The sequence below is a fragment of the Phaeobacter sp. JH20_29 genome (assembly GCF_048056175.1).
In the GTDB taxonomy this organism is placed as follows: domain Bacteria; phylum Pseudomonadota; class Alphaproteobacteria; order Rhodobacterales; family Rhodobacteraceae; genus Phaeobacter; species Phaeobacter bryozoorum.
Genome location: NZ_JAYMWO010000001.1, coordinates 1 through 25,834, shown reverse-complemented (window position 1 = coordinate 25,834; position 25,834 = coordinate 1). Strand labels below are relative to the sequence as shown.

Below are 25,834 nucleotides of genomic sequence, written 5' to 3'. Positions count from 1 at the left end.
AGCGACAAGGCGCAGACGGTTGCCGGAAACCTGGCGTGTGCTGCGCTGGGTGCTGGCGGCGCAATTTGGGTTCGCTGCCGTATTGCTGGGCACAGATCTCGCAAAGATCGTCCCGCAGCTGGCGTGGCCATCATCGGCACCCGCCCTGACAGCACCGATTGGTCCGGGCGACCAAACACGGCGGTATACGCCCGATCAACTGCCGGATCGCGCCCCAGCGCCGGGCAGCAGACCGCTACCCGACACTCGGGACATGCCGGACCGATTGGACATCGCAACCCCAGAATGGGAGGGTGAGCCGGTATTGACACTTACAGGGCGGATCGCCGAAGGCGACGCCGCACGGGTCGTTGCCTATCTCGACGCTCTGGAACGCCTCCCGACAGAGACGTACCTCAACAGCCCGGGCGGGTCAGTTTACGACGCGCTTGAAATCGGTCGCGCATTGCGTGCGCGGGAGATCGCCACCGTGATGACCGCCAGCGACATATGCCTCTCGGCCTGCCCCTATATTCTGGCCGCAGGTGTCACGCGACATGCTGATCCGGATGCGATGATCGGTGTACATCAGCATTATTTTGGGCAGAACACGGTGCTCCCGGCGTTTGTCGCGGTGGAGCAGATCCAGCGCGGCCAAGGCGAGGTCATGGAGTACCTTCAGGACATGGGGGTGGATCCATTGATCATGCGCCATGCGCTGGTGACGCCATGGGATGAAATCTATTTGCTGACCCCCGCCGAGCGCGCGACCTACCGGCTCGCGAGCGAGCCTGAAAGCCAAGGGTAGGCATGCCTTTTTCCAGCGGTTGGGCTGGCAAATTATCGCCGTCGAAACCTTGCAGGGCGTCGATGATCCGCTAGTGTTGTCCCAAATGAATAACCAGCAGGCAGGCAGATGAGCATTTCACGACGCGGTTTCGGAATTGGACTTATGGCGCTTGGCCTCGGGGCTTGCAGCGGTGGCACGACCAGTAGCGGGACGTCAGGCAGGGCCAGCGGTCTGCCTGACGATCTTCGCCCGGTACCAAACGCAGCCTACGACGCCTGGGTCGCAGAGTTCCGCCAACGCGCTGCGGCTTCAGGGATCAGCAACAGCACGCTCAGCACCGCCTTTCGCAGCGCAGGCTATCTGCCAGGTGTCATCAAACGCGACCGCAACCAGACCGAGTTCAAGCGCAGCCTCGAAGACTATCTCTCGATTGCCGCCTCGGACGAACGGGTGAACAAAGGACGCGCGGCCTATGCACGCCACCGCAATACGCTCAACGCGCTGGAGCAGACCTATGGCGTCGATGCCGAAATCATTGCCGCAATCTGGGGTCTGGAGAGCTTCTTCGGAGAGCGCCGGGGCGACGTGCCGGTCATCTCAGCAACATCAACCCTGGCATTCGACGGTCGGCGCGGAGCGTTTTTTGAGAAACAGCTGATCGCTGCCCTGAGAATCTTGCAGAATGGTGACATCTCGGCAGCCCGCATGACCGGCAGCTGGGCCGGTGCCATGGGGCATACACAGTTCATTCCCACATCCTATCAGGCCTTTGCCGTCGATTTCACCGGCGACGGCCGCCGCGACATCTGGTCGGATGACCCCAGCGATGCTCTGGCCTCAACAGCGGCCTATCTGGCCCGCAACGGCTGGACACGGGGTCAGCGTTGGGGCCGGGAGGTGGTCGGTTCTGCGCCAACCAGTGGCACAATCATCCAGCCGCAGGCAGGCGGTCCAAGATTTGCCGTCACCAGCAACTTCCGCGCGATCAAGCGCTATAACAACTCTGACGCCTACGCGATTGGCGTCGGCCACCTCGCTGATCGTATCGGCGGTGCGGGGCCGTTGCGCAGCAGCTTTCCGCCCGATGCCAATGGTCTAACCAAGGATGATCGCATCCAGCTGCAGAAGCGCCTCACGGCAAAGGGCTTTGACACAGGCGGTGCAGATGGTGTCATCGGACCGAACAGCGAAGAAGCCATTCGTGCCTACCAACGCAGCCGCGGCCTGCCAGCGGACGGCACCCCATCCCAGGCACTGCTGCGCGATTTGGGTTAGGATATCGCCAGCTCGCAGGCATGTGCGCAGCCAGTCGGGATGTGCTTCGGCGGCAGAACGTAGATGCACCGCCGAAGCCGCATATTGTCAGAATATAAAATCACCGGCATCGAGGTCGCCGATATCGACCCCGAGAAGGGTGATCGTGTTCCCAAGACCATCCGCAATCACGGCGTTATTGCCGTCCTGCGTCAGATGGTTGTCACGAAGATCCGAGAGATCCGAAATTTCGACGACAGCTCGCAGATCAATTTTTTCTGCATCACTTCCCGCAGCAAAATCACGGACCGTATCATCGCCAAAATTACCACGAAAAATGAAGTAATCCGCTTGCGCGCCACCGATCAAAAGATCGTTTCCATTGCCGCCGAACAACCGATCGATACCTGCTCCACCCAATATGGTATCATGGCCAGAACCGCCTACCAGCCGATCGTTACCCGATCCACCATCCAGCCTGTCGGCACCGCCTTCACCGTATATCGTATCATGGCCTTGCGCACCGTTCAGAACATCCGCCTGACGTCCGCCCTTAAGCAGGTCCGACCCCCAACCACCGCGCAGAAGATCTGCTCCGCTACCACCGAATAGAACATCCTGGCCGGATCCTCCGTTGATCGTATCATCACCGGACCCGCCACGGATAGTGTCGTCACCGATATCTCCCTGCCCCGCGATGAAGACATCATCGCCAGCCGACAGAGCGACCTCATCGCTGCCGATAGTACCGGTGAGGATATCATCGGCTTCAGTTCCAACGGGCGTTTCACCGCCCGCGATATTCATAGCATCTACAACAAGAGTCCCGCTATTGATACCTGCAAACTCGGCGCGCAACAGGTCAAACCCCTCGGTAATATCCGAGGGTTCAATCATCGCCACAGCGTCAAGAATGGCCTGTTTTTCTGCGGCCGTAAGCTGGTCAGAGATAAATGGCGTGTTTAGCAGCTCCGCGATCTGATTGATCAGATCCTGCCAGTTGATCGACAAAATCGCCTGCTCGGCCGCGTCGATGATAATCAGAAATTCTCCAACAGTCAGCTGCGTCACATTGCTCGCGTTGAATGCTGCAAGCAAATCGGCATTACCACTATAGGCGAGCGTACCACCAACGTACTCGAGCCACTCTTCCAGTTCCAGAATATCATTCAATACTGCGTTCGGCATCTTTACTCATCACTCCAGTATCGCAAAAAAACGCGACCCCAACCGGTCAATATATCGCAAACTCAGCATAAGTTCGCGATGGTTCACATGATAAGATGCCTCGAAAATTCTAGTCAAGGATCGATATACGCGCGTTTCACTCGTATCGCGCTCATCGTATCCTTTCGGGCATCGCATCTATCCGGCCTACCGCCTGTGGTGACCGATCCCGGGCGAAGCAATTCTGATACCTCATCTGAGCTAATCAGTGAAGAATTGCCTGCCGGGGTTGAAAGCTTGGCTCGCACGGCCCAGTTAGTGAACGTACGTTCATTCAATTACGGACTTGGAATGCAACCTTCATCCACCGCCCGTCTGCAAGGCCTAGATCTTGCGCGCTATTTTGCCTTCGTCGGAATGGTCATCGTAAATTTCAAGATTGCCATGGGGGCTGAGGGGGGCAGCGGCCTCGTTGCGCTGCTCAGTACGGCGCTTGAAGGGCGCGCGGCGGCCTGCTTTGTCGTTCTTGCCGGTGTCGGGCTTGGTCTGGCGGCAAGGAGAGCAACCGCCAGCATCACTGCGACGACGTTAAAGCGTGCTGCATTTCTGCTTAGCTTGGGGATGGTGAACATGCTGATCTTTGAGGCAGATATCCTGCACTATTATGCGGTATATTTCTTTTTCGGAGCGGTCTTACTCGGTGCGTCCACAGTGCGCCTCGTCTGGCTCATCGTGATGCTGATCCTGATGTTTCCGGCAATGATCCTCGTCCTGGACTACGACACCGGCTGGGACTGGCAGCTCTACTCCTATTCCGATCTCTGGACGATCCGTGGTTTCCTGCGCCATTTGTTTTTCAACGGCTGGCACCCCGTCGTGCCGTGGCTGGCGTTTCTCCTGGCTGGCGTTCTTCTGTCCAGAATGCCGCTGCAAAACCGGCGGTTCCAGATCTATCTGGTCTTCTTCGGAGCCATCACCTACGCCGCAGTTGAAAAGACGAGCGCCATCGCCGTCCAAAGCCTGCGCCAAGTCGACCCTGACCTGGCCGATTTGGCGACGACACTGCCAATTCCTCCTATGCCGCTCTATATGGTTGCTGGTCTTTCCACCGCATGTGTGGTGATCGGTGGCTGTCTCCTGCTTGCACCAATTCTAACCCGCATTGGCGTGATGCAGGCACTTGCGCCCGCTGGGCGCCAGACACTGACGCTCTATCTGGCTCATATTCTGATCGGTATGGGCATCCTGGAAGAGATGGGGCTATTGGGCGGCCAATCCCCCGAAACGGCCGTGTCAGCAGCCCTTGTTTTTTGCGCTGCCGCGACGGTTTACGCTTATCTCTGGTCACGCTACGCCAAACATGGCCCGGTCGAGATGGCTATGCGCAAATTGGCCGGGTAGCCGACGACACCAACAACGCCTGCCAGAAGCAGCGCCTACGATTTGGCAAGCGCATCGACCAGATCGGCTTTGGACATGTCGGAGCGCCCCGAGATCCCCTGATCCTGCGCCCGTTCATAAAGCTCCGCCTTCGTATGGGCGTTCAAGGCAGCCTTGCTGCCCTTGGCGCGCCCGTTCTCATCCGTTGCCTTGCGGATCGCCATCATCAAGGCATCCTTGTCCATATCCGAGCGACCTGCGATATCAAGATCCTGTGCCCGCTCATAGAGCATGTCATAGGTTGGGCCACTTTCTTTGATACGCGCGACCTTCTCCTGCACATCCTCTGGTTGGTCGGAGAATTGTTCCTGGCCATCGCGGGTATCGCTCTGCTTCTTTCGGGTCGAGCGCCGGTATTCTTTTTCGGTCAGGATCATCCTCACCTCTTTTGGCAGATATCGCTCCCCGGTCTCGCTGCTATCGGCCCCGGATTTGGTCCCCCAGTCCTCCTCGCTCCATTGATTGAGGTCAGTATCTTCCTGATCGGGACCATCTTCGGCATAGGTACCACCACGGCGCTTGTATTCCTGGACGGCCAGCTGTGCCTTGCGGGCCGACCATTCCCCCGGTTCGCCGCCCTTGCCGCTTTTGGTGAGGTCTTCTTTCACTTCTTCCCAGAGTTCAGGGTCGTTTTTCTTCGCTGTGGTCATTGGCCTCTCCTATGTCAGGAACACCCATCGGATTTCAACGGATCATGCCCCCAGTTCATCAGCGAGTATCGCCACCGGCTGTTTTCAATGTCGTCCTCGGGTCCGCCCTGGGCGCAATGTCGCCTGACATAGCCAACAACCTTAGCCATGTGTTCATAGTCCTCCTGACTCAGGTCATCCTTGTTCGTGCGTTTGATCTTGACGATCCGACGTCCAGACGCATGTCCCGTCGACTCGCCGTTGTCACTGTCGCCAACCGATTTGCTCTCTTCGGTCTCCAGCCAGCTCTCCAATTCAGCAGGCGCCATATTGACGGCTGTTTTCCACTGGTCCCAGATTTCGGCTTTGCTTTTGGATGACATGACCCATTCTCCCAGATCCGCTCGATGAGAAACGCGCAAGAGCCGGTTTCGTTCCGATGGCCGGTACAGCCCGCCTCAGGTGGAGATAAACCTGACTGTGCCGAGATCGATTTCAGCAGCTGTCAGCCGCCCGGTTGCGAAGGCACCAGTATCCAAGGCGATCCGACCGTCGGCAACAGTAGGCTCAGTGACGATCCAATGGCCATGAACAACCCAAATATCATCCTTGCGGCGTCCCTTGCGGGCATCTGGGCAACCCCATAGCAGCTGTTGCCGGAATTGTTCTGACACCGGAGCGCCCGGATCCGCACCGGCATGGGCCATGAATATATTACCGGATTGGCAACAGGTGGGCAGACCCTCTACCCAAGCGATCATCTCTGGACCCATCGCTGCGCGCAGCGCAGCCGCTCCCTGCTCCAAACTGGCGGCCGATGAATGCTCCGATATGCCGGTGACACCAAAACTCGCAAGCGTTTGCAGCCCGCCATTGCGTAGCCAGATTGCGGCATGTGCAACCGGGTCGATCAGAAAATCCAGCAGCATGGCTTCATGGTTTCCCATCAGGGCAGTTGTATCCGGCCGGTTCATGAGACGGCGCAGAACTGCGGCGCTCTGTTCGCCGCGGTCGATGTAATCGCCCAGGCAGACCAGAGGCAGCGCCGGATCAAGCCGCTCCAGAAGGCGGGCCAGCAGATCGTCGCATCCGTGAACATCGCCGATAACATAAAAACGCAATTCTGGATTGAGAGCTGCAAAATCTTGTGGTTTTCGCCGAATTCCGGTAATTAACCTTTTGAACATAATCGCTGCTCCCTGGGGGCCTGATGCTGTCATAACCGGCAAATCTGCTGGTCTAGTGTTAGGCGGGGTTGGGAGCAGTGTGAAGAAGCACCGCCGAAAAAGGTGGGCACGTCGAGGCTGGGTGGGAATGCGGGGACACGCAATTCTTATGATTGGCTGCCTGGGTACGCTCAGCGGCACGCTGGGTGCCATTCAGGCTCCGGCCCAGACACTATCGACATATGGAACGCCCGGATTGGTCGATATGCCGACCGCAGAGGTTCTGCCCGACGGAACCATCGCGCTGACCACCTCAAACTTCGAGAACACCAGCCGCAACACCCTGACGTTTCAGATGTTGCCGAATATCTACGGCAGTTTTCGCTATAGCTTTCTGCGCGGTTTCGACGCCGGCGTCGACCTTAGCCGGTATGACCGCAGCTTTGATATCCATTTTCAACTGCGCGATGAAACCGCGGCGGGACCGGCTATCGCCCTTGGCCTGCGGGATTTCGGCGGGACCGGCGTCTACGCCAGCGAATACGTCGTGGCCACAAAACATGTCACTCCCGATCTGACCGTCACCGGCGGGATTGGCTGGGGTCGGCTTGCCGGGCGCGGCGGGCAGCGCAATCCACTGACGGCACTCGATGGGCGGTTTGATACACGACAAGATTCAAACGCCGGCGGCATATCCACAACCGGACAACTGGACTTTGGCAATTGGTTCCGCGGCGACGCCGCATTGTTTGGCGGTCTGCGCTGGGATGTAACTCCGCATTGGTCGCTGACCGCCGAATATTCCTCCGACACCTATTCAGCCGAAGCTCAACGTGGGCTGAATGACATCCGTTCACCTGTCAACATCGGCGCATCCTACCGCTTCGACAACGGAGTCACTTTGGGCGGCTCTTATCTCAACGGATCGGCCCTCGCCGTTCAGCTGAGCTATGCGTTTGATCCGCGCCGCGCCGCTGCTCCCGGCGGTCAGGGAGCCGCCGCGCCTGCGCTGAAACCGGAAGAACAGGTCGCCCTGGCCAGCTGGAACCTCGCCCAGGCCGAAACCGGATCCGCCGAGCCTGCCCGGCTCTACGGCGTGCTGCAATCCCAGCTTGAGTCCGAGGGCATCCGGCTGCTCAGCTTCGAACGCGTGGGCAGCCAAGCGCGGATCACGGTGGAGAACATGCGCTACGGCGCCTCCGCGCAGGCTGTCGGTCGGACCAATCGCGTTATGGCAAATACCCTGCCTCCGCATCTGCAACAGTTTGAGGTCACGCTGGCCGAGAACGGCCTGCCCACGACCCGCGTCACCACGCAGCGCAACGACCTCTACGAGCTGGAAGACGATCTGGATGGCGCCTGGCGCAGCCTTGCCCGTGCCGATATCGAAGACGCCCCAGAGCCGATCCCCAACAGCGCTGGCATCGACGCCTTCCCTCGGTTCACCTATCGCTTCGGGCCTTACACACAACTGTCTTTCTTTGATCCAGATGAGCCGCTGCGCTACGAAGTCGGGGCGGAACTGCGAGCCGCCTATCAACCTGCGCCCGGCCTGACCTTTGCCGGACAGCTGCGCCAACCGGTGATCGGCAATCTCGACGCCTCCGCCCGCGCGTCAAATTCGGTCTTGCCGCGGGTCCGCTCGGACTGGGCCCGCTATGCGTCGGAATCCGATCTGCGCCTCAGCCATCTGACAGCCGATTACGTCTGGCGCCCGCACCAGGATCTGTTTGCGCGCGTCACTGCAGGCTATCTCGAGCAGATGTTTGGCGGCATATCGGCAGAGGTGTTGTGGTTCCCCGTTGGCAGCAGCCTGGCGTTAGGAGCCGAGCTTAATTATGTCCGGCAACGCGATTTCGACGTCCAGTTCGGATTTCAGGACTACGACGTCGTGACCGGTCATGCCTCGGTCTATTACAAAATGCGCGGCGACTATCATGTTCAGGTCGATATGGGCCGGTATCTGGCTGGTGACTGGGGCACCACCGTCACCATCGACCGTGAATTCAACAACGGTTTCAAGGTTGGGGCCTTTGCAACGCTGACCGATACATCTTCCGAGGATTTCGGCGAAGGCTCCTTTGACAAGGGCATCCGTGTTGAGGTGCCCGTTGCCTGGCTCACCGGCAAACCGTCGCGACAGAGTATCACGCAGGTTATCCGCCCCGTGCTGCGCGATGGCGGCGCGCGGCTCAACCTGCAGACACGTCTCTATGAAAAAGTGCGCGACAGCCGTGGGCGCGCGCTTGCCGCACAATGGGGGCGTTACTCCAGATGACGATCACCCGACAGCTCCACCACCTGGTCATCAGCAGCGCTGCGATTGGCTGCCTGATCCTCGCAGCCTGCACAAATGACGAGCGTGAGATCCTGACCCTTCAGCAGCTGCGGCAGGGCGGTCTCTCCTCTGCCACACCTCGCGTCGCGGAGCTGGCCGAGGCTGGCGCACAACAGATGCAGGTTGGCTTTCTCCAGACAGGAAGAAGCGGCGTGATGCTTCGGGAGACGGAGCGGGCGGGACTGGTGACCTGGCTGTCCTCGGACGGCGCCAGCCTGCAAACCGACCGGGGGCTGCTGCACGCAACCCGTGGCTTCGGTATCGGTCTTATGGCCGTTGAACAGGATCAATCCCGTGGACGGATTTTTGCACATGCAGAAGGTCCGGCGCTGCGCTTTCACAGCTATCTGACCGGAAACGACCAGGTTGAGACCCGGACATATCACTGCGAAATCAAGGATCGCGGCCCCCGCACCCTGACCAATGGCGACCAGCAGATCGCGAGCCGTCTGATGGTCGAAAACTGCCAAAACCCTGAGCAGCGGTTCCTGAACCTCTATTGGCTGCGGTCATCAGACAACAGGTTGATCCAAAGCCGCCAGTGGACCGGGCCGTTTATCGGCAATATGACAACGCGACTGCGAGTGACACCATGATCCGCACACCCCTATCGCATCCGACCAACACTACCCCACCCCGACCGGAGGAAAGACCTTGCGCCTGATTTCTATGATCTGCTGCGCCACAATTGCGCTGGCAGGATGCTCGACCATCTACCGCAGCTCTGACGTCATCCCCGGCGCCGGGGATGGCACGCAGGTGCGTGTGGTTCCGCTGAATGGCGAAACCGTGATCCAGGCCAACCGCGCGCCTTATGCGCCGCAATCCCTTCCGGATGCCTATGCACGATCAGCGGGAACCGGCGCGGGCCTGGTTGGCCGCGGGGCGGGCCGCCTGCCTGAGGCACCCTCAACTCAGGAAGGTGCGCGCAATCAACGCCTCGCCCTGAAGCCCCCCCCTTCCGTACCGCAGATGCCCTATCAGATCGGGGTTGGTGATGTCGTGATGCTGGCGACACCGTCCACGCGCAACACGCTTGAGCAGCTCACCGGCCTGCTTGCCGCGCAAAACAGCCGCAACGGTTATACCGTGCAGGATGATGGCTCTGTCAACATACCCGACGTCGGCCGCATCCGCATCGGCGGGCTGACCATCGAAGATGCCGAAGAGCTGCTGTTTCAGAAACTGGTCGAAGCGCAATTCGATCCGACATTCAGCCTTGAGATCGCCGAGTTCAATTCACGCCGCGTTTCGGTTGGCGGTGCCGTCGGCAAACCTGGCGTGCTGCCGATCACATTGACGCCGCTCTACCTCAGCGAAGCCCTTGCCGCCGCAGGCAGCGTGTCCGTCCCAGATATTGATGTCAGCTCGGTGAGGATTTACCGCGACGGCGACCTCTACCAGATCCCGCTGACGGATTTCTATGCCAGCCCCGACCTGCAGAACATCCGTCTTGTCTCCGGCGATGCGGTATTTGTCGACACGGACTTCAACCTAAACCGGGCCGAACGCTTCTTTGAACAGCAAATTCGCCTGAAGCAGACAACTCTGGCTGCCCGCGCGCAGGAGCTGAGCGAGCTGAACACCGCGATCACCCTCCGCCGCAGTGATAATGCCGAGCAACGCAGCACCTTCGAAGCCCGCGAGGCTCTGGGTGCCAATGGTCGCGATTACGTCTATCTGGCCGGGGAGGTCGACAATCAGACACGATACCCCCTGCCGTATGAGCGTCAGGCCACGCTGGCCGATGCACTCTATGATGCGGGCGGTGGAATAGCCCGCGAAACCGGTGACGTCTCGCAGGTCTATGTGCTGCGCGCCTCCAGCGATCCGCGCGAGTTCGGCGCGGTTACCGCCTGGCATCTGAATGCCAGCAGCGCCGCCAATCTGACACTCGCGACGAAATTTCAGCTGCGCCCCGATGACGTGATCTTTGTGGCCGAAAACCCGGTCACAAAATGGGGTCGCACCCTGCGCCAGATCACCCCGTCGCTGATCACCACACCTGTTGCGGCAGCAGTCAATTGACCGACCTGACATCGACAGGACCGGTCACCCGCCTTATGATCATCACTTTGATGGTCCTGTCTTTGCTCGGGGCACCCGGTGCTGCTCAGACCGTTAAGCAGGACGATGATCAGCTGAAGTGCGAGGATGAACGGGATGCGGAAGAGGACGAATGTCTGCTGCTCGTTGAGCCGGTCGTGGGCCAGTTTGCCCCAATGATCGCACCTGCTATGGGCCTGCTGGGGCTTGCCTTGGTGGCGGGACTTGCGGCCTCCGGCTCGACCAGCACGACCAGTACGGATTAGTCGCGCCGATGCTTCACCGCATCTATGCGCAACCAATCGGCAGCCAGGCGAAGGTCCGCGCGTAGGCTCTCGGTGTCACGGCTGCGCTGCTCAGGATCTGGGCTCCGCAACAGATACGATGGATGCAAGGTGATCAATACCGGCGTGCCGTCGGCGCGATGTTCGATGGTGCCACGCCGCCGCAGAATGTCCGCACCTGATCCCAACAGAGCCTGCGTCGCGGTGGCACCGAGCGCGAGGACCAACCGCGGCCGGACCTGTTCCAGCTCGGCCCGGAGCCAGATCTTGCAGTGCTGGATCTCCGATCCATCGGGCCGCTGATGTATCCGCCTGCGCCCTCTTGGCGTGAATTTGAAATGTTTGACCGCATTGGTGACGTAGGCTGCCTGTTGCGGCAGGTCGGCCTCCGCGGCCAATTGGTCGAACAGTTGCCCGGCGGCGCCAACAAATGGACGCCCCGCCAGATCCTCGTGATCACCGGGCTGTTCGCCGACGATCATCAACGCGGCATCTGTCGGCCCTTCACCGGGCACCGCCTGCGTGGCCGACCGGTGGAGCGGGCAGCGCGTGCAGCTGTTGATGGCCTCCGGCAGACCCCCAGCTGCTCCTTGCCAGACAGGGTTGGCCGCAGGTAGTCGGGCCTGTACCCGCACAGCCCGCAACGGTGGCAGAGTTGGTGCCGCCTCAGCCATCGCCCGCGCCCGCGCCGGGGCCGAGGCGATCAGGTCAGGGATAGCGACGGCCTCCGGCATGTTCTGCCAATACTTCTTGGGCATTTCCGATTGCATCGCCTGCACCTTCAACCGCGCCGGATTGAATATATTGCAGAAATAAGTGATCCACAGCGCCTCGCTCGCATCCTCCGGCAGGTCGGGCCTTGGCTGCCCCGGTTCAAACCTGAGTTGCCCACCCTCGAATATGGCCGACACGTCAGGTGTCAGAATACGCCAGTCCATATCGGCAAAGCGGCGGGCAAAGAATGTAGCGGTCGGCTCCACCGTGTGATGTGTCGGCTCAAACCACGCCGCAAAAGATCGGCGCGGCGCGTCAGCGGCACCCAACTCCCGAAACCGCACAAAGGCCTTCATCTTGTGCTGACAGCGCGACACCGATTTTTCCATCTGGCGCAATCGCGCCAGATCCGCGTCAGCCTGATCGCTCATCAACCCGCGTTCACTGCGTAGGCGCCAGAGAAACCCGTAGAGCCGGGCAAACCGGTTCGGATCACTATGCCAGACGACCTTATCGGCGAGGGTAACAAAGCTGCGCGGGACCTGGACCTCTCCGCCTGAAGGCGGTCGCGCCTCTGAGGCGAATAGATCCGGCGCGGCGCATTCATTGTTCCACAGGATGGCGTCAGGTGGGATATTCTGCGCCAGAAACCCTCGCGCCGCCCGACGCCAGGCCTCTGCCGTCCCGATCGGGGGCATCTCAGCATGATACATCAAAACAGGGCCAATTGTTCCGGCGGCGGCAGAAACCGGGCCCGCAAATCCGCGCTGTCGGTCAAACCGCCCGGTGTCCACCCGCCAGCAACGACAAAGGCACGCGCCTTCTTCATCGAGGCCCCGATACGAACCAGATCTTCGTATCGCAGCATCCGATGCCGTCGCGTGCTGAGGATCCGCGTGACCGTTTTGACCCCGAACCCCGGAACCCGCAGCAGCAGTTCCCGGCTGGCCCGGTTCACATCCACCGGAAAGATCTCGCGATTTGCCAGCGCCCAGGCCAGCTTGGGATCGACCTGCAAATCCAGATTTCCATCCGGCGTGACCGATGTGATCTCATCGAGCTGAAAATCATAAAACCGCAGCAGCCAATCGGCCTGATACAGCCGGTGTTCACGCTGCAACGGTGGCGAGATCAGCGGCAGCTTGGCCGAACTGTCGGGGATGGGCGAAAACGCGGAATAATACACGCGCTTTAATTTGTAGCTTGCATAAAGCCGGGTCGATTGCCCCAGCACCGTCGCATCATTTGACCCATCCGCCCCTATGATCATCTGCGTCGACTGACCTGCGGGCGCAAATCGCGGCGGACGCCTGCCCGTATAGCTCGCCTCCCTGGCTGCATCAGCGCGCATCCGGACGTCTCCCATCGCCTTGCGGATCTGGCCGGGATCTTTCTCCGGCGCATGTTCACGCACGGCGGCATCGCTTGGCATCTCGACATTGATCGACAGCCGATCCGCCAGAAGCCCAGCTTCGGCAATCAATTCAGGGGCAGCATCGGGAATGGTCTTGAGATGAATATATCCGCGAAAATTCTCCTCATGCCGCAGCTTTCGCGCGATCTGCACCATATCTGACATCGTCGCATCCGGGGACCGGATGATACCGGAGGACAGAAACAGACCTTCTATATAGTTGCGTCGGTAGAATTCTATCGTCAGCTTTACAACCTCATCGACAGAAAACCGCGCGCGCGGCACATTGGACGACACCCGGTTCACGCAGTAGGTGCAGTCGTAAATGCAAAAGTTGGTCATCAGGATCTTCAGCAGGCTGATGCAGCGACCATCCGGCGTGTAGGCATGGCAGATGCCCGTACCCTCATTCGAGCCCAAGCCCTTCCCATCGCGGGAGTCACGTTTTGTCGATCCCGAAGACGCACAGGACGCATCATATTTTGCGGCGTCGCTGAGGATAGCGAGCTTTTGATCCAGCGTTTGTCGAGTCATATGTTCTGTATATGTTCCCACCACAAAGAAGGCAATCCAACCAGCGGCGCACCTTAGGTCAAACCAGCAAAAGACAACCGCGACCTCACGTCCTGGCGATTGACGGGAACCCAAACCACCAAGCCACGTTGATCTTGCAAGCCATAGGCAAAGAACTCCCCTCCTGCCGTCAGAGAGAAAGGTCAACCATGTCCGACACCATTCAAACCGTGAACCCAACCACTGGAGAAACCCTCAACAGCTATTCCCTGCTGAGCGACGAGGCGATGGAAACTGCAGTACAAAGCTGCCATGAGGCCTTTCTCAGCTGGCGCCAGACCCCGGTAGAAGAGCGCGCGAAGGTCATCAAAGCCATCGGGGCCGCCCTGCGTGAGCGCAAGCATGAGCTTGCCGAACTGATGACAAAAGAAATGGGCAAGCTGCTGAAACAGAGCCATCAGGAAGTCGAGCTCTGCGCAGCCATCTGCGACTACAGTGCAGGAGAGGCCCCCTCGGCATTCGCCCCCGAAGAGCGCGATATCCAAGGTGGCAAGACAGGGCATATCTTCTATTCCCCCATTGGTGTCGTCTACGGCATCCAGCCCTGGAATTTTCCAGCCTACCAGGTGGTGCGCTACTCAATCGCGAGCTTGATCGCTGGTAACGGCGTACTTCTGAAACACGCCTCCAACGTAACCGGCTCGGGCCAGATGCTGCAGGAGATCTACGAAAGCGCGGGCCTGCCAAATGGCCTGTTCCAGGCTCTGGTGATTTCCCACGATCAGTCGGACGCGCTGATCAGCCACAACCTTGTGCGCGGCGTGACACTGACCGGTAGCGATGGCGCCGGCCGCAAAGTGGGCGCAAAGGCGGCCGAAGCGGTGAAAAAGACCGTGCTGGAACTGGGATCCAACGATGCCTACATCGTCCTGGAAGATGCGGATATCGACGCAGCTGTCCAGACCTGCGTGCAGGGGCGGACCTATAACAATGGCGAAACCTGTATTGCTGCCAAGCGCTTCGTCGTCGTCGACGCAATTTACGACGAATTCCGCGACGCCTATGTTGCCGCCATGAAAGACGTGACCCCGGGCGACCCGATGGGTGACGATGCCGACATTGGACCGATGGCACGGAAAGATCTGCGCGATGACCTCCATCAGCAGGTCAAGGACAGTGTCGCAGGCGGTGCCAAGATCCTCTGCGGCGGCGAAATGCCAGAGGGCAGAGGTTTCTACTATCCGGCGACCGTTCTGGAAAACGTGACCCCGGGCCAGCCTGCCTATGACGACGAGCTCTTCGGCCCGGTGGCCGCATTGATCCGCGCCGAGGACGCAGAGGATGCGATGCGCATTGCCAACGACAGCCGATTTGGTCTCGGCGGTGGCATCATGACCAAAGATACGGACAAGGCGATTGCCCTCGCCCGCGATCATTTCGACACCGGCATGATCTTCATCAACGGATTTGGCCTGGCAATCCCCAACATGCCTTTCGGCGGCGTCAAGGACTCCGGCTATGGTCGCGAACATGGAGGCTTTGGCATGAAGGAATTTGTGAATGTAAAATCCGTCATGGTGATGAGCTGACGCCACTCGGGCCGCCAGCTCGACAGGCGGCCCGCACATTGCGGGTCCGAAGTCCCGCCAAACGTGGATCGACCTGATGAAACTGGTCTATTGCAAGGATGATCAGCCCGGGATCTCGCGCCGACGTCGCGGTCGCGGGTTTTCCTATCATATGCCTGATGGCAGCCACATCGGGGACCGTACCGAAGTGGACCGGCTCAACGGGCTTGGCGTGCCCCCTGCTTATACGGATGTCTGGCTCTGCCCATTGGCAAATGGTCACCTGCAGGCCACCGGGCGCGACGCGCGCAATCGCAAGCAATATCGCTACCATCCCGCGTGGCAGTTGTTGCGGGCAGAACAGAAATTCGACAATTTGGTCAGTTTCGCCGAGAGCCTGCCGCAGTTGCGCAGGTGGATCAGCGACAGGCTGAGCGGCACCATAGGCGAGGAGGAAACGGCGGTCGCTGCTGTCCTTGCCCTGATGGATCGCGGCTCACTCAGGATTGGGAACCCGCAGTACACAGAGGACAACGGCAGTTACGGTGCCACGACCCTGCGCCAACGGCACATCGAGTTCTCCGGTCAGTCGATACATCTGCGCTATACCGCAAAAGGCGGCAAGACAGTTGAGAAGTCGATCCGGGGCGCGGCCCTGCAACGCATATTGGAGCGTTCACAGGACCTGCCCGGACGTGAACTCATCTCTTGGCTCGATGATGGCGGCAGCGTACGCGCCGTCCGGTCAGAGCAGGTACAGGAGGTTCTGACCAACCTTTGCGGTGACGGCGTCTCCGCAAAAACGCTGCGCACTTGGAACGGGACCCATGCAGCCTTTCGCACGGCGCTGCATGCCCCCAAGCTCACGATTTCAGCCATGGCGGAGGCAGCGGCGGAGCGGCTGCACAATAAACCGACAATGGCGCGCAACAGCTACATTCACCCGAAGGTCATCGCATTGGCCGAACTGCCCGACGACACGCGCACCGCACGGCTCAAATCGCTCACCCGGCATAGTATCGACGGACTTCGCATGGGTGAAGGCAGACTACTCGAACTACTGACGACAAACTGATCGGGCTGCCCTCACTGACCCACCAGCCCCGTCTTGCGGCCGACATAATAAGCGCCCGCCACAGCCGCCAGATTCGCAATGACCGCAGCGCCCAGAATTCCGGCATAGCCGAACAGCCAGACCCCCAGCCAGGCCAGCGGCACATAGACCACAAAGATCCGCATCAAGCTCAGCCCCATGGACCAGAGCGCCTTGGACCGGGCATTCATCGCGGCATTTGCTGTCACCAGGACGCCGTAGCCCAGAAAACTCCAGCTGACGACGCGGAGATATTGCGCGGTCTTCTGCGCCGCTCCATCGTCCGAGGCGATCAGCCCGGCGATTGAAGGCGCCAGAACCGTCAGGAGAAGCGCGACAGCCAAGCCGTAACCGATACAGAATTGCCAGGACCGCCAGACCGCCAGCCGCGCACGATCCCGTTCATCTGCACCCCAGTTCTGACCGACGACCGGTCCGATGCCCGCAGAAAGGGCCAGCAAGGGTACCAGCGCGACCGACTGCACACGCTGAGCCGCCCCCAGCCCAGCCACAACCGTATCGCCCAGCGTGGCAGCAGCTGCGGTGACCATCGCCATACCGGCGGGGTTGATCGCATTGGAGAAGGCCGCCGGCAGTCCGACCCTGACGACTTCGCGTATTGAGCTGACAATGCCATCGGCGAATTCCTGCGGAGGACGAATAACGCCAATCCGCAGCGCATAAGTGAAGGCTCCCACCAAGGTCAGGACGCGCGCCAGAGCCGTCGCAAGCGCCGCGCCCGCCGTGGACATCTCAGGCACAGGACCGAGCCCGTAGATCAGGATCGGGTCCAGCGCGATATTGAGCACCGCAGCAACCAGCATGATCACCGCCGAGGTTGCCCCGTCGCCATGGGCCCGAAACACCGCATTCAACAGCGCCATGCCGACCAGAAAAGGAAACGACAGGGCCCAGAATGGCACATAGGATTGCGCCTCGTCCAAGACGGCGCCCCCTGCTCCCATGAGAGAGAACAGCGAGGCGGCACCTAGATAAAACAGGATGGCGACCAGCACCGCCACAACCATACCCAGAACAATCGCATGCACCGAGAGCCTGTTGGTCTCTGCCTCGCTGTCGCCCCGGCCCAGGCTCTGGGAAATCGCCGCATTGGCTCCAGCGGACAGGCCGATGGACAAAGACGTCACCGCCGTGGTCACCGGGTAAATGAACCCGACGGCCGCCAGCGGAGCCTCCCCCAGCTGCCCGAGGAAATACGCGTCTGCCAGTCCAACGCTCAACACGCCCAAAATCCCGAAGGACATTGGAGCGGAGACCGCAGCAAGAGCGCGCGAAACAGTGCCCTGTGTTAAATCCTTCTGCGCCACGGGCCTTCTCCTCGGGTTGGGTAATAGCGGCAGCGCAGGAAACTGCGCCATAGCAGGCAAAACGCCTGAGCCTCTTGATGGTTCCACACTGGATGGCAAGACGTCGGCTCGTCAGCGTCGGCACGGTCTCCCCTTGCCCAAACCCCTGTTTGGCTTAACTTTCCTGGAACACCGCCTAGAAGTAATATGAAGGATCCTGCGCCGTGAATGCACCACGCCTACCGGAAGAGCTGCTGCATCCGCGCCCCGATGGGCTTTATTGTCCTGCTGGTGATTTCTACATTGATCCGGTCCGCCCGGTGCCCCGCGCGCTGATCACTCACGGCCATGCTGACCATGCCCGCGCGGGGCATGGCACGGTCTGGGCCAGCCCGCAGACATTGGACATCATGGCGATCCGCTATGGCGACGCGTTTTGCGACACATCGGTTCCAGTCGATGATCGCACGACGATCGCGGGTGTCGGCGCGACATTCACACCGGCCGGCCATGTCCTTGGCTCCTGTCAAATTACCGTGGAGGACGGCAACACGGCCATTACCGTCTCCGGCGACTACGCGCGGGTCGATAACCCTGCCTGTGCACCGTTTCAGCTCGCGCCATGCGATGTTTTCGTGACCGAAGCCACCTTTGGGCTGCCAGTGTTCAATCACCCGGACCCCCGGTCCGAGATCGAAAAACTGCTCCGCTCCGTTGCTGCTCAGCCGGAGCGATGCCATCTTGTGGGTGCCTATGCGCTCGGCAAAGCACAGCGTGTCATCGCGTTGTTGCGCCAGGCAGGCTGGGATCGGCCGATCTATATCCATGGCGCACTTCAGCGCCTGTGCGACTACCACATCGCCCAGGGCATTGATCTCGGCGAATTGCGCCCGGCCACCACCAAGGAGGGCAAGGCCGCCTTTAAGGGGCAGATAATCCTCGGCCCTCCTTCGGCCTTTGCCGCGGCCTGGGCGCAGCGGTTTCCTGATCCGGTGATCTGCTTTGCCAGTGGCTGGATGCAGGTCCGCGCCCGCGCGCGGCAGCGCGGCGTGGAGCTGCCATTGATACTGAGCGACCATGTCGACTGGCCGGATCTCACCCGAACCATCAGGGAACTCGCCCCGAAACAGGTCTGGGTGACCCATGGCCGCGAGGATGCTTTGGTTCGCTGGTGTGAGCTGAACCAGATTGCCGCCCGTCCCCTGCGGCTGGTCGGCTATGAGGAAGAGGCAGATTGATGCAAGCCTTCGCAGACCTTCTGGAGCAGCTCGCCTTTACCCCGTCTCGCAACGGTAAGACGGCGCATCTGCTCCATGCCTTTCAAGCCATGCCGGACCCTGAACGCGGATATGCGCTCGCAGCGATTACGGGTGATCTATCACTCCGCAATGTGACGCCTTCGCTGTTGCGCGGTCTGGTGGCGCAAGAGACTGACCCAGAACTGTTCCGCCTCTCCTATGATTTCGTGGGCGATCTGGCGGAGACCGTCGCCCTGATCTGGCCGCGCTCAGACGGCGAAGCATATCTGTCCTTGACCGAGGCGGTAACGGAGCTGTCCGAAACCGCAAAGGCCCAGCTTCCGGCACTGATCATCCGCCGCCTGTCGCAGATGACACCGTCGCAGCGCTATGCCTACCTGAAGCTGGCCACCGGCGGGCTGCGCGTTGGCGTGTCCGCCCGACTGGCCCGCAACGCCCTGGCACAATATGGCGAGGTCGATGTCGCGGAAATCGAGGAGCTCTGGCATGGGCTGACGCCGCCCTACCTGCCACTGTTTTCCTGGCTCGAAGGGGGTGACAAACCAAAAAGCCTTGCCGCCGCGCCGTTCCGACCGGTTATGCTGTCCACAGGTACAGATCTGAACGACCTTTCCAGCCTCTCTCCCGGCGACTTCATTGCAGAATGGAAATGGGACGGTATCCGCGTGCAGGCCGTGAATGACGGCGGCACCCGGCGGCTCTATTCACGCACCGGAGAGGATATCTCAGGCGCTTTTCCCGACGTCATTGAAGCGCTGAACTTCAACGGCACGCTCGATGGCGAATTGCTGGTTAAGCGCGACACCATCATCGCGCCCTTTGGTGATTTACAGAAACGGCTTGGTCGCAAGAAGGTGGGCAAAACCATGCTGGCAAGCCATCCCGCCGCGCTGCGCGCCTACGACCTGCTGTTCTGGGAGGGTGAAGATCTGCGATCTTGGACATTGGATGAACGCCAGGCCCGGCTGCATCGCTGTGTTGCGGACCTGAACGATCCGCGTATCGACATCTCTCACCCGCTCACCTTTGGCACATGGGAGGATCTGGCGGTTCTTCGCGCCAACCCACCCGAAGGCGTAATCGAAGGCGTCATGATCAAACGGCGCGACAGCGCCTACATCGCGGGGCGCAAACGCGGAAACTGGTTCAAATGGAAACGCGATCCTATGCTGGTCGATGCCGTCATGCTCTATGCGCAGCGCGGTCACGGCAAACGCTCAGGCTACTATTCCGATTTCACCTTCGGCGTCTGGGACGGCGATAAGCTGGTGCCCGTCGGCAAAGCCTATTTCGGGTTCACCGATTCCGAGCTGAAGGAACTGGACCGCTTTGTGCGCAACAACACGACAGACCGGTTCGGCCCAGTCCGCGCGGTGAAGCCCGAATTGGTCCTGGAAGTGGCCTTTGAAGGTCTGAATGAATCCAGCCGTCACAAAAGTGGTCTGGCCATGCGGTTTCCCCGTATCAATCGCATTCGGACCGATAAACCAGCGTTAGAAGCGGGAACATTGGAGGAGCTTCGGAGCTTTCTTTAAGACTAGATAAGCAAATCGGAATAGCCACAGATGCCGCCCTCAGTTGGCGCCTACATACGAAAGCGAGTTCGATATCATGAGCAAGCAGTCCATGGCCTATCTTACACTGGCCCTTGCCCTAGCCTTTGCCGCCGCGCCGCTGATAACCGACCCGTTTACCGGCTATACAGCTGATCAACTGCCCTATCCACAGCCCGACCCGGTCATTCAACCCATCGGTCCGGCCTTTTCAATCTGGATCGTGATCTACATCTGGCTGATCGTTGGAACCGGATTTGGCGCGTTTCGCGCGCCGGAGGGCTCAACATGGCATGAGATGCGAAAACCCCTCTCTATCAGCCTGGCCATCGGGGTGTGCTGGCTTTGGGTCGCGAACAGCTCACCCATCCTTGCCACAACCCTGATCATCGCGATGACAGTTACCGCGATCCTGGCTATGCGCCGCGCAGGCCGCAACAAACGGGTCTGGAAACGCGGTCCTGTAGGGCTCTATGCCGGATGGCTAACCGCAGCATCAGCTGTATCCATCAGTATCATTCTTCCAGGATATGGGTTGATGAACCCGCAATTGGCGGGCGTAATCTGCCTGACGGCGGCGCTGGCGGTCGGGCTTTTGGTCCAGGCAGACAGCCCCTCAGCCTGGACTTACACCGTCGCAATCTGCTGGGCCATCGGCGGGATTGTCATTAACCAATGGGGAAGCGATAATTGGCTCATTATTGCTTTGGCAGGTCTCGGCTGGATCGCTCTTGCACTGCGCGGCCTGTCCGGTGCCGGGTTGATAAATACTACTGAGTAGTATAATCTCCATAGTCACCCACAAGAGCCTCAGGTGCGCAAATGAGTGTAAAAGCCTCCATCTCCCTGACCGAAGCACAGGACGACTTTGCCCGCACATTGGTGGCAGAAGGGCGATATGCAAGCCTCAGCGCGGTGTTGCAGCAGGGTCTGGAACTGCTGCGCGAAGAAACGGAAGCCCGCCGCGCCGAGACATCCGCCCTGCGTGCATTGATCGCCGAGCGCCGCGGCGGCTCCTTTGTCAGCGGTACTGAGGGGCGTCGAAGGACCGCCGATCTTCTGGCGCGCAAACGGGCAGAACATGGTCTTTCGGGTTGATCGCGCCGAGGCGATTGATCAGGATCTTGACGCGATATTCGACTTTCTCTTTGATGCGGCAATCGGCTTTGGCGAGGATCCGGACACCGCATTCAGCAGGGCAGCGGCCCGCCTGAACGAGATTGACGCGGCCATTGAGGCACTGGGCAACGCCCCGCACCAGGGCACCCTGCGCAGCGATATCGCTCCGGGACTGCGCAGCGTGACAAAGGGGCGCGCCATCCTCTATTTCGACCTGAACGAAGCCGAACAGCAGCTGCGCGTATTGGCGGTGTTCTTTGGGGGTCAGGATCATCAACGCCGGATGTTGCTCCGTGCGCTCGGCCACGAGCAAACGAACCCGATGCCCTGATCAGGCACCAATCTGATCATGATTTGTCAGGCACTCGGAATGATCCCGCAAAACCTCCAGCACCCGGCACTCGGCAACGGTTCCCCCGGCACACTCACGGATCATGCGCTGTAATTCAGTCTGCAAGGCCTCCAGCCGGGCAATCCGATCAGCGACGTCTTTCAGCTGTCTCTGCGCGATGGAATCTGCATGAGAACAGGACTGACCCGGATGATCCGCGAGGTTCAGTAACTGCCGGATTGCCTCCAGACCAAAGCCAAGTTGTCGCGCGTGACGGATGAACGAAAGCCGGTCCAGATCACTCTCGCCATAGCGACGCTGCCCGCCTGCTGTGCGCCCCGCTTCCGGCATAAGGCCAATCTCTTCGTAGTAGCGAATGGTCTGCACCTTCGTGCCTGTCCGCTTGCCCAATGTCCCAATTGTCAGCATCTATCACCCTTCTAAAATCTACATCTTATGTAGGTTTTTGCGATAGGCTGGGCAACCATTCTAATATGGAAAAGGGGCCACCAATGGCAGCCCCTTCCAGACCGATGTTAACGACGTCGCGACTTAGGCCGCAGCTTCGCCGGGCCGCTTGCCCAGAATGATCATGCTCAGCAGGTCATCATCGGTGACATCATCAATATCGACGGTGCCAACCAGCTGACCGTTCTTCATGACCGAAGCCCGGTCGCAAAGCTCCATCACCGCATTCACATCGTGATCAATGAGGAAAATACCGATACCCTGCGCCTTCAGCTGCTGGATCAACTCGGCAACCATCTGCGTTTCATGCGGCCCAAGGGCAGCAGTCGGTTCATCCATGATCAGGATCTTGGCGTTGAAATAGACCGCCCGCGCGATGGCAACCGACTGACGCTGACCGCCCGAGAGAGCCGAAACCGGTTCCGAGAATTTTTGAAAATTCGGGTTCAACCGGTTCATGATCTTGCGACATTCGGCCTCCATGGCGGAATCGTCCACCAGACCAAACGGGGTAACCAGCTCGCGACCCAGGAACAGGTTGGAGGCCGCATCCAGATTATCCGCCAGCGCCAATGTCTGATAGATCGTCTCGATGTTATGCGACCGCGCATCACGCGGATTGGTGATCTCAACCTTATCGCCATTGACCCGGATTTCGCCGGAATCCATCTGGTAGGCACCCGACAGCACTTTGATCAAGGTGGATTTCCCGGCACCATTATGGCCGAGCAATCCAACAACTTCGCCGGGATAGAGATCAACGCTGACGTGATCCACAGCCTTGATCCCGCCAAAGGAGATCGAAATATCTTTCATCTCGACCAGCGGCGTGGCGCCTGCGGCGCGCAACTCTTTTGCAGTGCTCATATCCGGGCCCCCACGCGTTTGCGGTAAAGAATATCGATCCAGACGGCTGCGACCAGCACGGTGCCCACGACGATGTTCTGGAACGGTGCGTCGACACCGACCATGGCCATCCCCGACTGCAGGCTCTGCATAATCAACGCCCCAAGGATGGCGCCATAAATCGTGCCAAACCCACCGGACAGTGCAGTGCCGCCAATCACGGCCGCCGCAATAACGCGCAACTCATCCAGAGTCCCGATATCATTGGAGTGATTGGCAAGACGGGCCGAGGCCACAACCGCTGAAAGCGCACAGAGAAATCCCATCAGGGCAAAGATCTTGACCGTCAGCAGACGGGTGTTGATGCCGGACAGCTCGGCGGCATCCGGGTTGCCACCGGTGGCAAAGATATAGCGGCCAAACCGGGTGCGCCGGGCGATAATCGTCATAATCACGGCAGTTGCAATCAGGATCAGCACCGAGATTGGCAAGCCATAACCGACAACCAGCCCCTCAGGCATGGTTTTGCCTTCTGCTTCCATCATTCGCGCCAGACGGCGCGCCGGGATCTGATAGGCATTCAGCACGGCCACAAAGCCAAGGATCGACGCCGCAATCGCACCTGCAATCACCGCTTCCGCCCAGGCGGGTTTCACCGGGAAACCATGGCCCTGTTTGCCGCGGCGGCTGTTCCACAGGGCAACCAACGCCAGAGCCGTGGCCACGATTCCGACAGCCCAGCTGAGCGTGGTGCCCAGCGTGCCCGAGGTGCCCCCGAAGATCAGGAACCTGCTGTCAAGCGGGCCAATGGTCTGCCCGTCGGTCAGATACCAGGCAACGTTACGCCAGACCAGAAAACCACCCAGGGTCACGATAAAGGCGGGAATGGTCAGGAAACCTACCATCCATCCCTGAAAAGCCCCGATCAGGGTGCCGATCGTCAGGCCAACCACCACGGTTATGATCCAGGTTGCCGGGTGGTTGAGTCCAAGCCCCAGCATATCCGGTAGCACATCGGTCTGCACGACAGCCATCACGGCCGAGCAGGTCGCCAGCAACGCACCGACGCTCAGGTCGATGTGGCGTGTCACGATCACAAAGACCATGCCCGTGGCCATGATCGCCACAGAGACCGTCTGGATGGTGAGGTTGAAAATATTGCGCGGCGTCAAGAAACGCCCATCCGTCAGGATGTTGAATCCAATGCACAAGATGACAAAGGCACCGATCATTCCCAATAGGCGGACGTCCAGTTCCAATTGCTGGAACAGGCCACGCTTGTTTTGTTCGGGGATCGGCTGAGACGTGGTTTCGGTCATATCCGAACTCCAGTGATCAGCGGTAGTGAAAGGGGGACGCGCGCCCGATCCAATCGGGACCCTCTGAGGGCGCGCGCCGGTTTAGAAAGAAGTAGCCGAGAAACTCTCAGCAGCTGCTTAGTTGCAGGGCGCAGGACCGTTGGTCACACCCTGGCACAGCGCCTCCTTGGTGATCCAGCCGGCATCGACAACAACCGACAGGTTGTCAGCGGTCACCGGGATCGGCTCCAGGAACCGCGCCGTCAGCTCGGTGCCCGCTGGGGACGTCCAGGCGGCACCGCCCGCGACATCACCCATGGCAGCGCCTTCGGCCATTTCGACCGCGATTTCAGCGGCGGCCTTGCCCAGATCACGAGCGTCTTTCCAGACGGAAACGGTCTGCGTGCCTTTGGCAACACGGTTCAGCGCAGCGTGGTCGCCATCCTGGCCGGACACCGCGATACCTTCCATGCCCTGCGCGGTCAGCGCGGCGACAACACCACCGGCGGTGCCGTCATTGGAGGCAACAACGGCATCGACCTTGTTGTCATTGGCGGTCAGGATCTGTTCCATATTGCGCTGAGCGTTGGCCGGCAGCCAGCCATCGGTATAGGCTTCGCCAACGATCTTGATATCGCCGCTATCGATTGCCGCCTGAATGACCTCTTGCTGGCCACCGCGCAGGAAATCCGCGTTGGGATCGGTGGGCGAGCCCTTGATCATCACATAGTTGCCGCTCGGCTGGGCCTCAAGCACGGCCCGGGCCTGCATCCGCCCCACTTCGACATTGTCGAAAGTGAGATAGAAGGCACGGCTGTCTTCAATCAGGCGATCATAGGCAACAACGGGGATGCCTTCGTCCGCCGCCGCCTGAACAGCCGGGCCAATCGCCTGAGCGTCCTGGGCCAGAACGATCAGCGCATCCACGCCCTGTGCAATCAGGCTTTCAATGTCCGCAAGCTGCTTGGCCGACGACGACTGTGCATCTGCCGATACATAGGTCGCACCTTTCGCTTCCAGCGCAGCCTTGATCGCCGCTTCGTCGGTTTTCCAGCGCTCTTCCTGGAAGTTCGACCAGCTGACGCCAACGGTCACATCTTCGGCAAGGGCCATGCTCGCGGTGGCGGCAAAGGCAAGTGCGGAGACTCCACTCAAGAATTTCATTGTTTTCCTCCCTCGGGTCGTTGCGGGCTGCTGCGGCAATCGGGTCCCCCCCACGCCACATGCCCGTCCTGATATCCCTAACATTATTTTTTTT

Annotated in this window: 25 protein-coding genes; 14 read left to right on the top strand and 11 right to left on the bottom strand. The window is 59.9% G+C overall.

Translation table 11 applies throughout. The features are described from left to right. Positions 1–19: 19 nt before the first annotated feature. Together VWZ85_RS00125 and VWZ85_RS00120 are read left to right on the top strand one after the other, a co-directional pair. Positions 20–787 (top strand): ATP-dependent Clp protease proteolytic subunit, encoded by a 768-nt coding sequence (locus VWZ85_RS00125; RefSeq protein ID WP_416539551.1) that lies wholly within the window; start codon positions 20–22, stop codon positions 785–787. Between the two features lie 108 nt (positions 788–895). Beyond that, entirely contained in the window at positions 896–2,044 is a 1,149-nt protein-coding gene (locus tag VWZ85_RS00120; RefSeq protein ID WP_416586266.1) for a lytic murein transglycosylase, read from the top strand. An 87-nt stretch (positions 2,045–2,131) separates the two neighbouring features. Here the strand turns inward: VWZ85_RS00120 and VWZ85_RS00115 are convergent, their stop codons facing one another. Then, positions 2,132–3,211: a calcium-binding protein gene (locus VWZ85_RS00115; protein ID WP_340547601.1), complete on the bottom strand. Its 1,080-nt coding sequence runs from the start codon at positions 3,209–3,211 to the stop codon at positions 2,132–2,134. A gap of 330 nt (positions 3,212–3,541) precedes the next feature. On the opposite strand from VWZ85_RS00115, the gene VWZ85_RS00110 reads away from it, so the two are divergent. Next, positions 3,542–4,591, top strand: coding sequence for a DUF418 domain-containing protein (locus VWZ85_RS00110; RefSeq protein ID WP_416595388.1), 1,050 nt, complete (start codon positions 3,542–3,544; stop codon positions 4,589–4,591). A 35-nt stretch (positions 4,592–4,626) separates the two neighbouring features. Here the strand turns inward: VWZ85_RS00110 and VWZ85_RS00105 are convergent, their stop codons facing one another. The 3 genes from VWZ85_RS00105 to VWZ85_RS00095 form a co-directional block, all read right to left on the bottom strand. Beyond that, entirely contained in the window at positions 4,627–5,280 is a 654-nt protein-coding gene (locus tag VWZ85_RS00105) for an aspartate-semialdehyde dehydrogenase (protein ID WP_340547599.1), read from the bottom strand. A gap of 14 nt (positions 5,281–5,294) precedes the next feature. Further along, a complete protein-coding gene (locus tag VWZ85_RS00100) occupies positions 5,295–5,642 on the bottom strand; it encodes a DUF3140 domain-containing protein (protein ID WP_416544936.1) in 348 nt (115 codons plus the stop codon). A 75-nt stretch (positions 5,643–5,717) separates the two neighbouring features. After that, the gene (locus tag VWZ85_RS00095) at positions 5,718–6,446 is read right to left on the bottom strand and encodes a metallophosphoesterase (protein WP_416545078.1); all 729 of its coding nucleotides are present in this window, start codon (positions 6,444–6,446) and stop codon (positions 5,718–5,720) included. Positions 6,447–6,573: 127 nt separating this feature from the next. Here VWZ85_RS00095 and VWZ85_RS00090 point away from each other — a divergent pair, with 127 nt between their 5' ends. From VWZ85_RS00090 to VWZ85_RS00075, 4 genes are read left to right on the top strand one after another with little or no spacing between them, the layout of a single operon-like run. Beyond that, positions 6,574–8,703: a YjbH domain-containing protein gene (locus VWZ85_RS00090; RefSeq protein WP_416586263.1), complete on the top strand. Its 2,130-nt coding sequence runs from the start codon at positions 6,574–6,576 to the stop codon at positions 8,701–8,703. After that, on the top strand, positions 8,700–9,359 hold the full coding sequence (locus VWZ85_RS00085; RefSeq protein ID WP_416586260.1) for a YjbF family lipoprotein: 660 nt from the start codon (positions 8,700–8,702) through the stop codon (positions 9,357–9,359). Before VWZ85_RS00090 ends, VWZ85_RS00085 begins: the two co-directional genes overlap by 4 nt. A 58-nt stretch (positions 9,360–9,417) precedes the next feature. Then, on the top strand, positions 9,418–10,791 hold the full coding sequence (locus VWZ85_RS00080) for a polysaccharide biosynthesis/export family protein (protein ID WP_416586257.1): 1,374 nt from the start codon (positions 9,418–9,420) through the stop codon (positions 10,789–10,791). Continuing rightward, entirely contained in the window at positions 10,788–11,075 is a 288-nt protein-coding gene (locus VWZ85_RS00075; protein ID WP_416535410.1) for a hypothetical protein, read from the top strand. The genes VWZ85_RS00080 and VWZ85_RS00075 overlap by 4 nt, the downstream gene beginning before the upstream one ends. On the opposite strand, the gene VWZ85_RS00070 is transcribed toward VWZ85_RS00075, so the two are convergent. Continuing rightward, complete coding sequence (locus VWZ85_RS00070; protein ID WP_416586255.1) at positions 11,072–12,520, bottom strand: UdgX family uracil-DNA binding protein; 1,449 nt, start codon at positions 12,518–12,520, stop codon at positions 11,072–11,074. The genes VWZ85_RS00075 and VWZ85_RS00070 overlap by 4 nt on opposite strands. After that, a complete protein-coding gene (locus VWZ85_RS00065) occupies positions 12,520–13,755 on the bottom strand; it encodes a putative DNA modification/repair radical SAM protein (RefSeq protein ID WP_416586253.1) in 1,236 nt (411 codons plus the stop codon). Before VWZ85_RS00065 ends, VWZ85_RS00070 begins: the two co-directional genes overlap by 1 nt. Before the next feature lie 188 nt (positions 13,756–13,943). On the opposite strand from VWZ85_RS00065, the gene VWZ85_RS00060 reads away from it, so the two are divergent. Continuing rightward, entirely contained in the window at positions 13,944–15,323 is a 1,380-nt protein-coding gene (locus tag VWZ85_RS00060) for an NAD-dependent succinate-semialdehyde dehydrogenase (RefSeq protein WP_416586250.1), read from the top strand. Between the two features lie 76 nt (positions 15,324–15,399). Continuing rightward, positions 15,400–16,377, top strand: a complete 978-nt coding sequence (locus VWZ85_RS00055; protein ID WP_416586248.1) for a DNA topoisomerase IB — start codon at positions 15,400–15,402, stop codon at positions 16,375–16,377. 11 nt (positions 16,378–16,388) lie between these two features. Here the strand turns inward: VWZ85_RS00055 and VWZ85_RS00050 are convergent, their stop codons facing one another. Next, complete coding sequence (locus tag VWZ85_RS00050; protein ID WP_416586245.1) at positions 16,389–17,723, bottom strand: MATE family efflux transporter; 1,335 nt, start codon at positions 17,721–17,723, stop codon at positions 16,389–16,391. A gap of 203 nt (positions 17,724–17,926) precedes the next feature. Between VWZ85_RS00050 and VWZ85_RS00045 the strand changes: the two genes are divergently transcribed. The 5 genes from VWZ85_RS00045 (at position 17,927) to VWZ85_RS00025 (ending at position 21,964) form a co-directional block, all read left to right on the top strand. Next, positions 17,927–18,940 (top strand): ligase-associated DNA damage response exonuclease, encoded by a 1,014-nt coding sequence (locus VWZ85_RS00045; RefSeq protein ID WP_416553886.1) that lies wholly within the window; start codon positions 17,927–17,929, stop codon positions 18,938–18,940. Further along, positions 18,940–20,496 carry a cisplatin damage response ATP-dependent DNA ligase gene (locus VWZ85_RS00040; protein WP_416586242.1) on the top strand — a complete coding sequence of 519 codons (1,557 nt, stop codon included), beginning with the start codon at positions 18,940–18,942 and terminating at the stop codon, positions 20,494–20,496. Before VWZ85_RS00045 ends, VWZ85_RS00040 begins: the two co-directional genes overlap by 1 nt. Before the next feature lie 76 nt (positions 20,497–20,572). After that, entirely contained in the window at positions 20,573–21,295 is a 723-nt protein-coding gene (locus tag VWZ85_RS00035) for a tryptophan-rich sensory protein (RefSeq protein ID WP_416586240.1), read from the top strand. Between the two features lie 41 nt (positions 21,296–21,336). Then, a complete protein-coding gene (locus VWZ85_RS00030) occupies positions 21,337–21,612 on the top strand; it encodes a ribbon-helix-helix domain-containing protein (protein ID WP_416535401.1) in 276 nt (91 codons plus the stop codon). Continuing rightward, on the top strand, positions 21,596–21,964 hold the full coding sequence (locus tag VWZ85_RS00025) for a type II toxin-antitoxin system RelE/ParE family toxin (RefSeq protein WP_416535400.1): 369 nt from the start codon (positions 21,596–21,598) through the stop codon (positions 21,962–21,964). The genes VWZ85_RS00030 and VWZ85_RS00025 overlap by 17 nt, the downstream gene beginning before the upstream one ends. On the opposite strand, the gene VWZ85_RS00020 is transcribed toward VWZ85_RS00025, so the two are convergent. The 4 genes from VWZ85_RS00020 to xylF form a co-directional block, all read right to left on the bottom strand. After that, a complete protein-coding gene (locus VWZ85_RS00020; RefSeq protein ID WP_416586238.1) occupies positions 21,965–22,393 on the bottom strand; it encodes a MerR family transcriptional regulator in 429 nt (142 codons plus the stop codon). 123 nt (positions 22,394–22,516) lie between these two features. Next, positions 22,517–23,299, bottom strand: coding sequence for an ATP-binding cassette domain-containing protein (locus tag VWZ85_RS00015; protein ID WP_416535398.1), 783 nt, complete (start codon positions 23,297–23,299; stop codon positions 22,517–22,519). Further along, positions 23,296–24,597, bottom strand: coding sequence for a sugar ABC transporter permease (locus tag VWZ85_RS00010; protein ID WP_416586236.1), 1,302 nt, complete (start codon positions 24,595–24,597; stop codon positions 23,296–23,298). The genes VWZ85_RS00015 and VWZ85_RS00010 overlap by 4 nt, the downstream gene beginning before the upstream one ends. Positions 24,598–24,714: 117 nt before the next feature. Next, positions 24,715–25,740 carry a D-xylose ABC transporter substrate-binding protein gene (gene xylF, locus VWZ85_RS00005; protein ID WP_340547579.1) on the bottom strand — a complete coding sequence of 342 codons (1,026 nt, stop codon included), beginning with the start codon at positions 25,738–25,740 and terminating at the stop codon, positions 24,715–24,717. Positions 25,741–25,834: the final 94 nt, after the last annotated feature.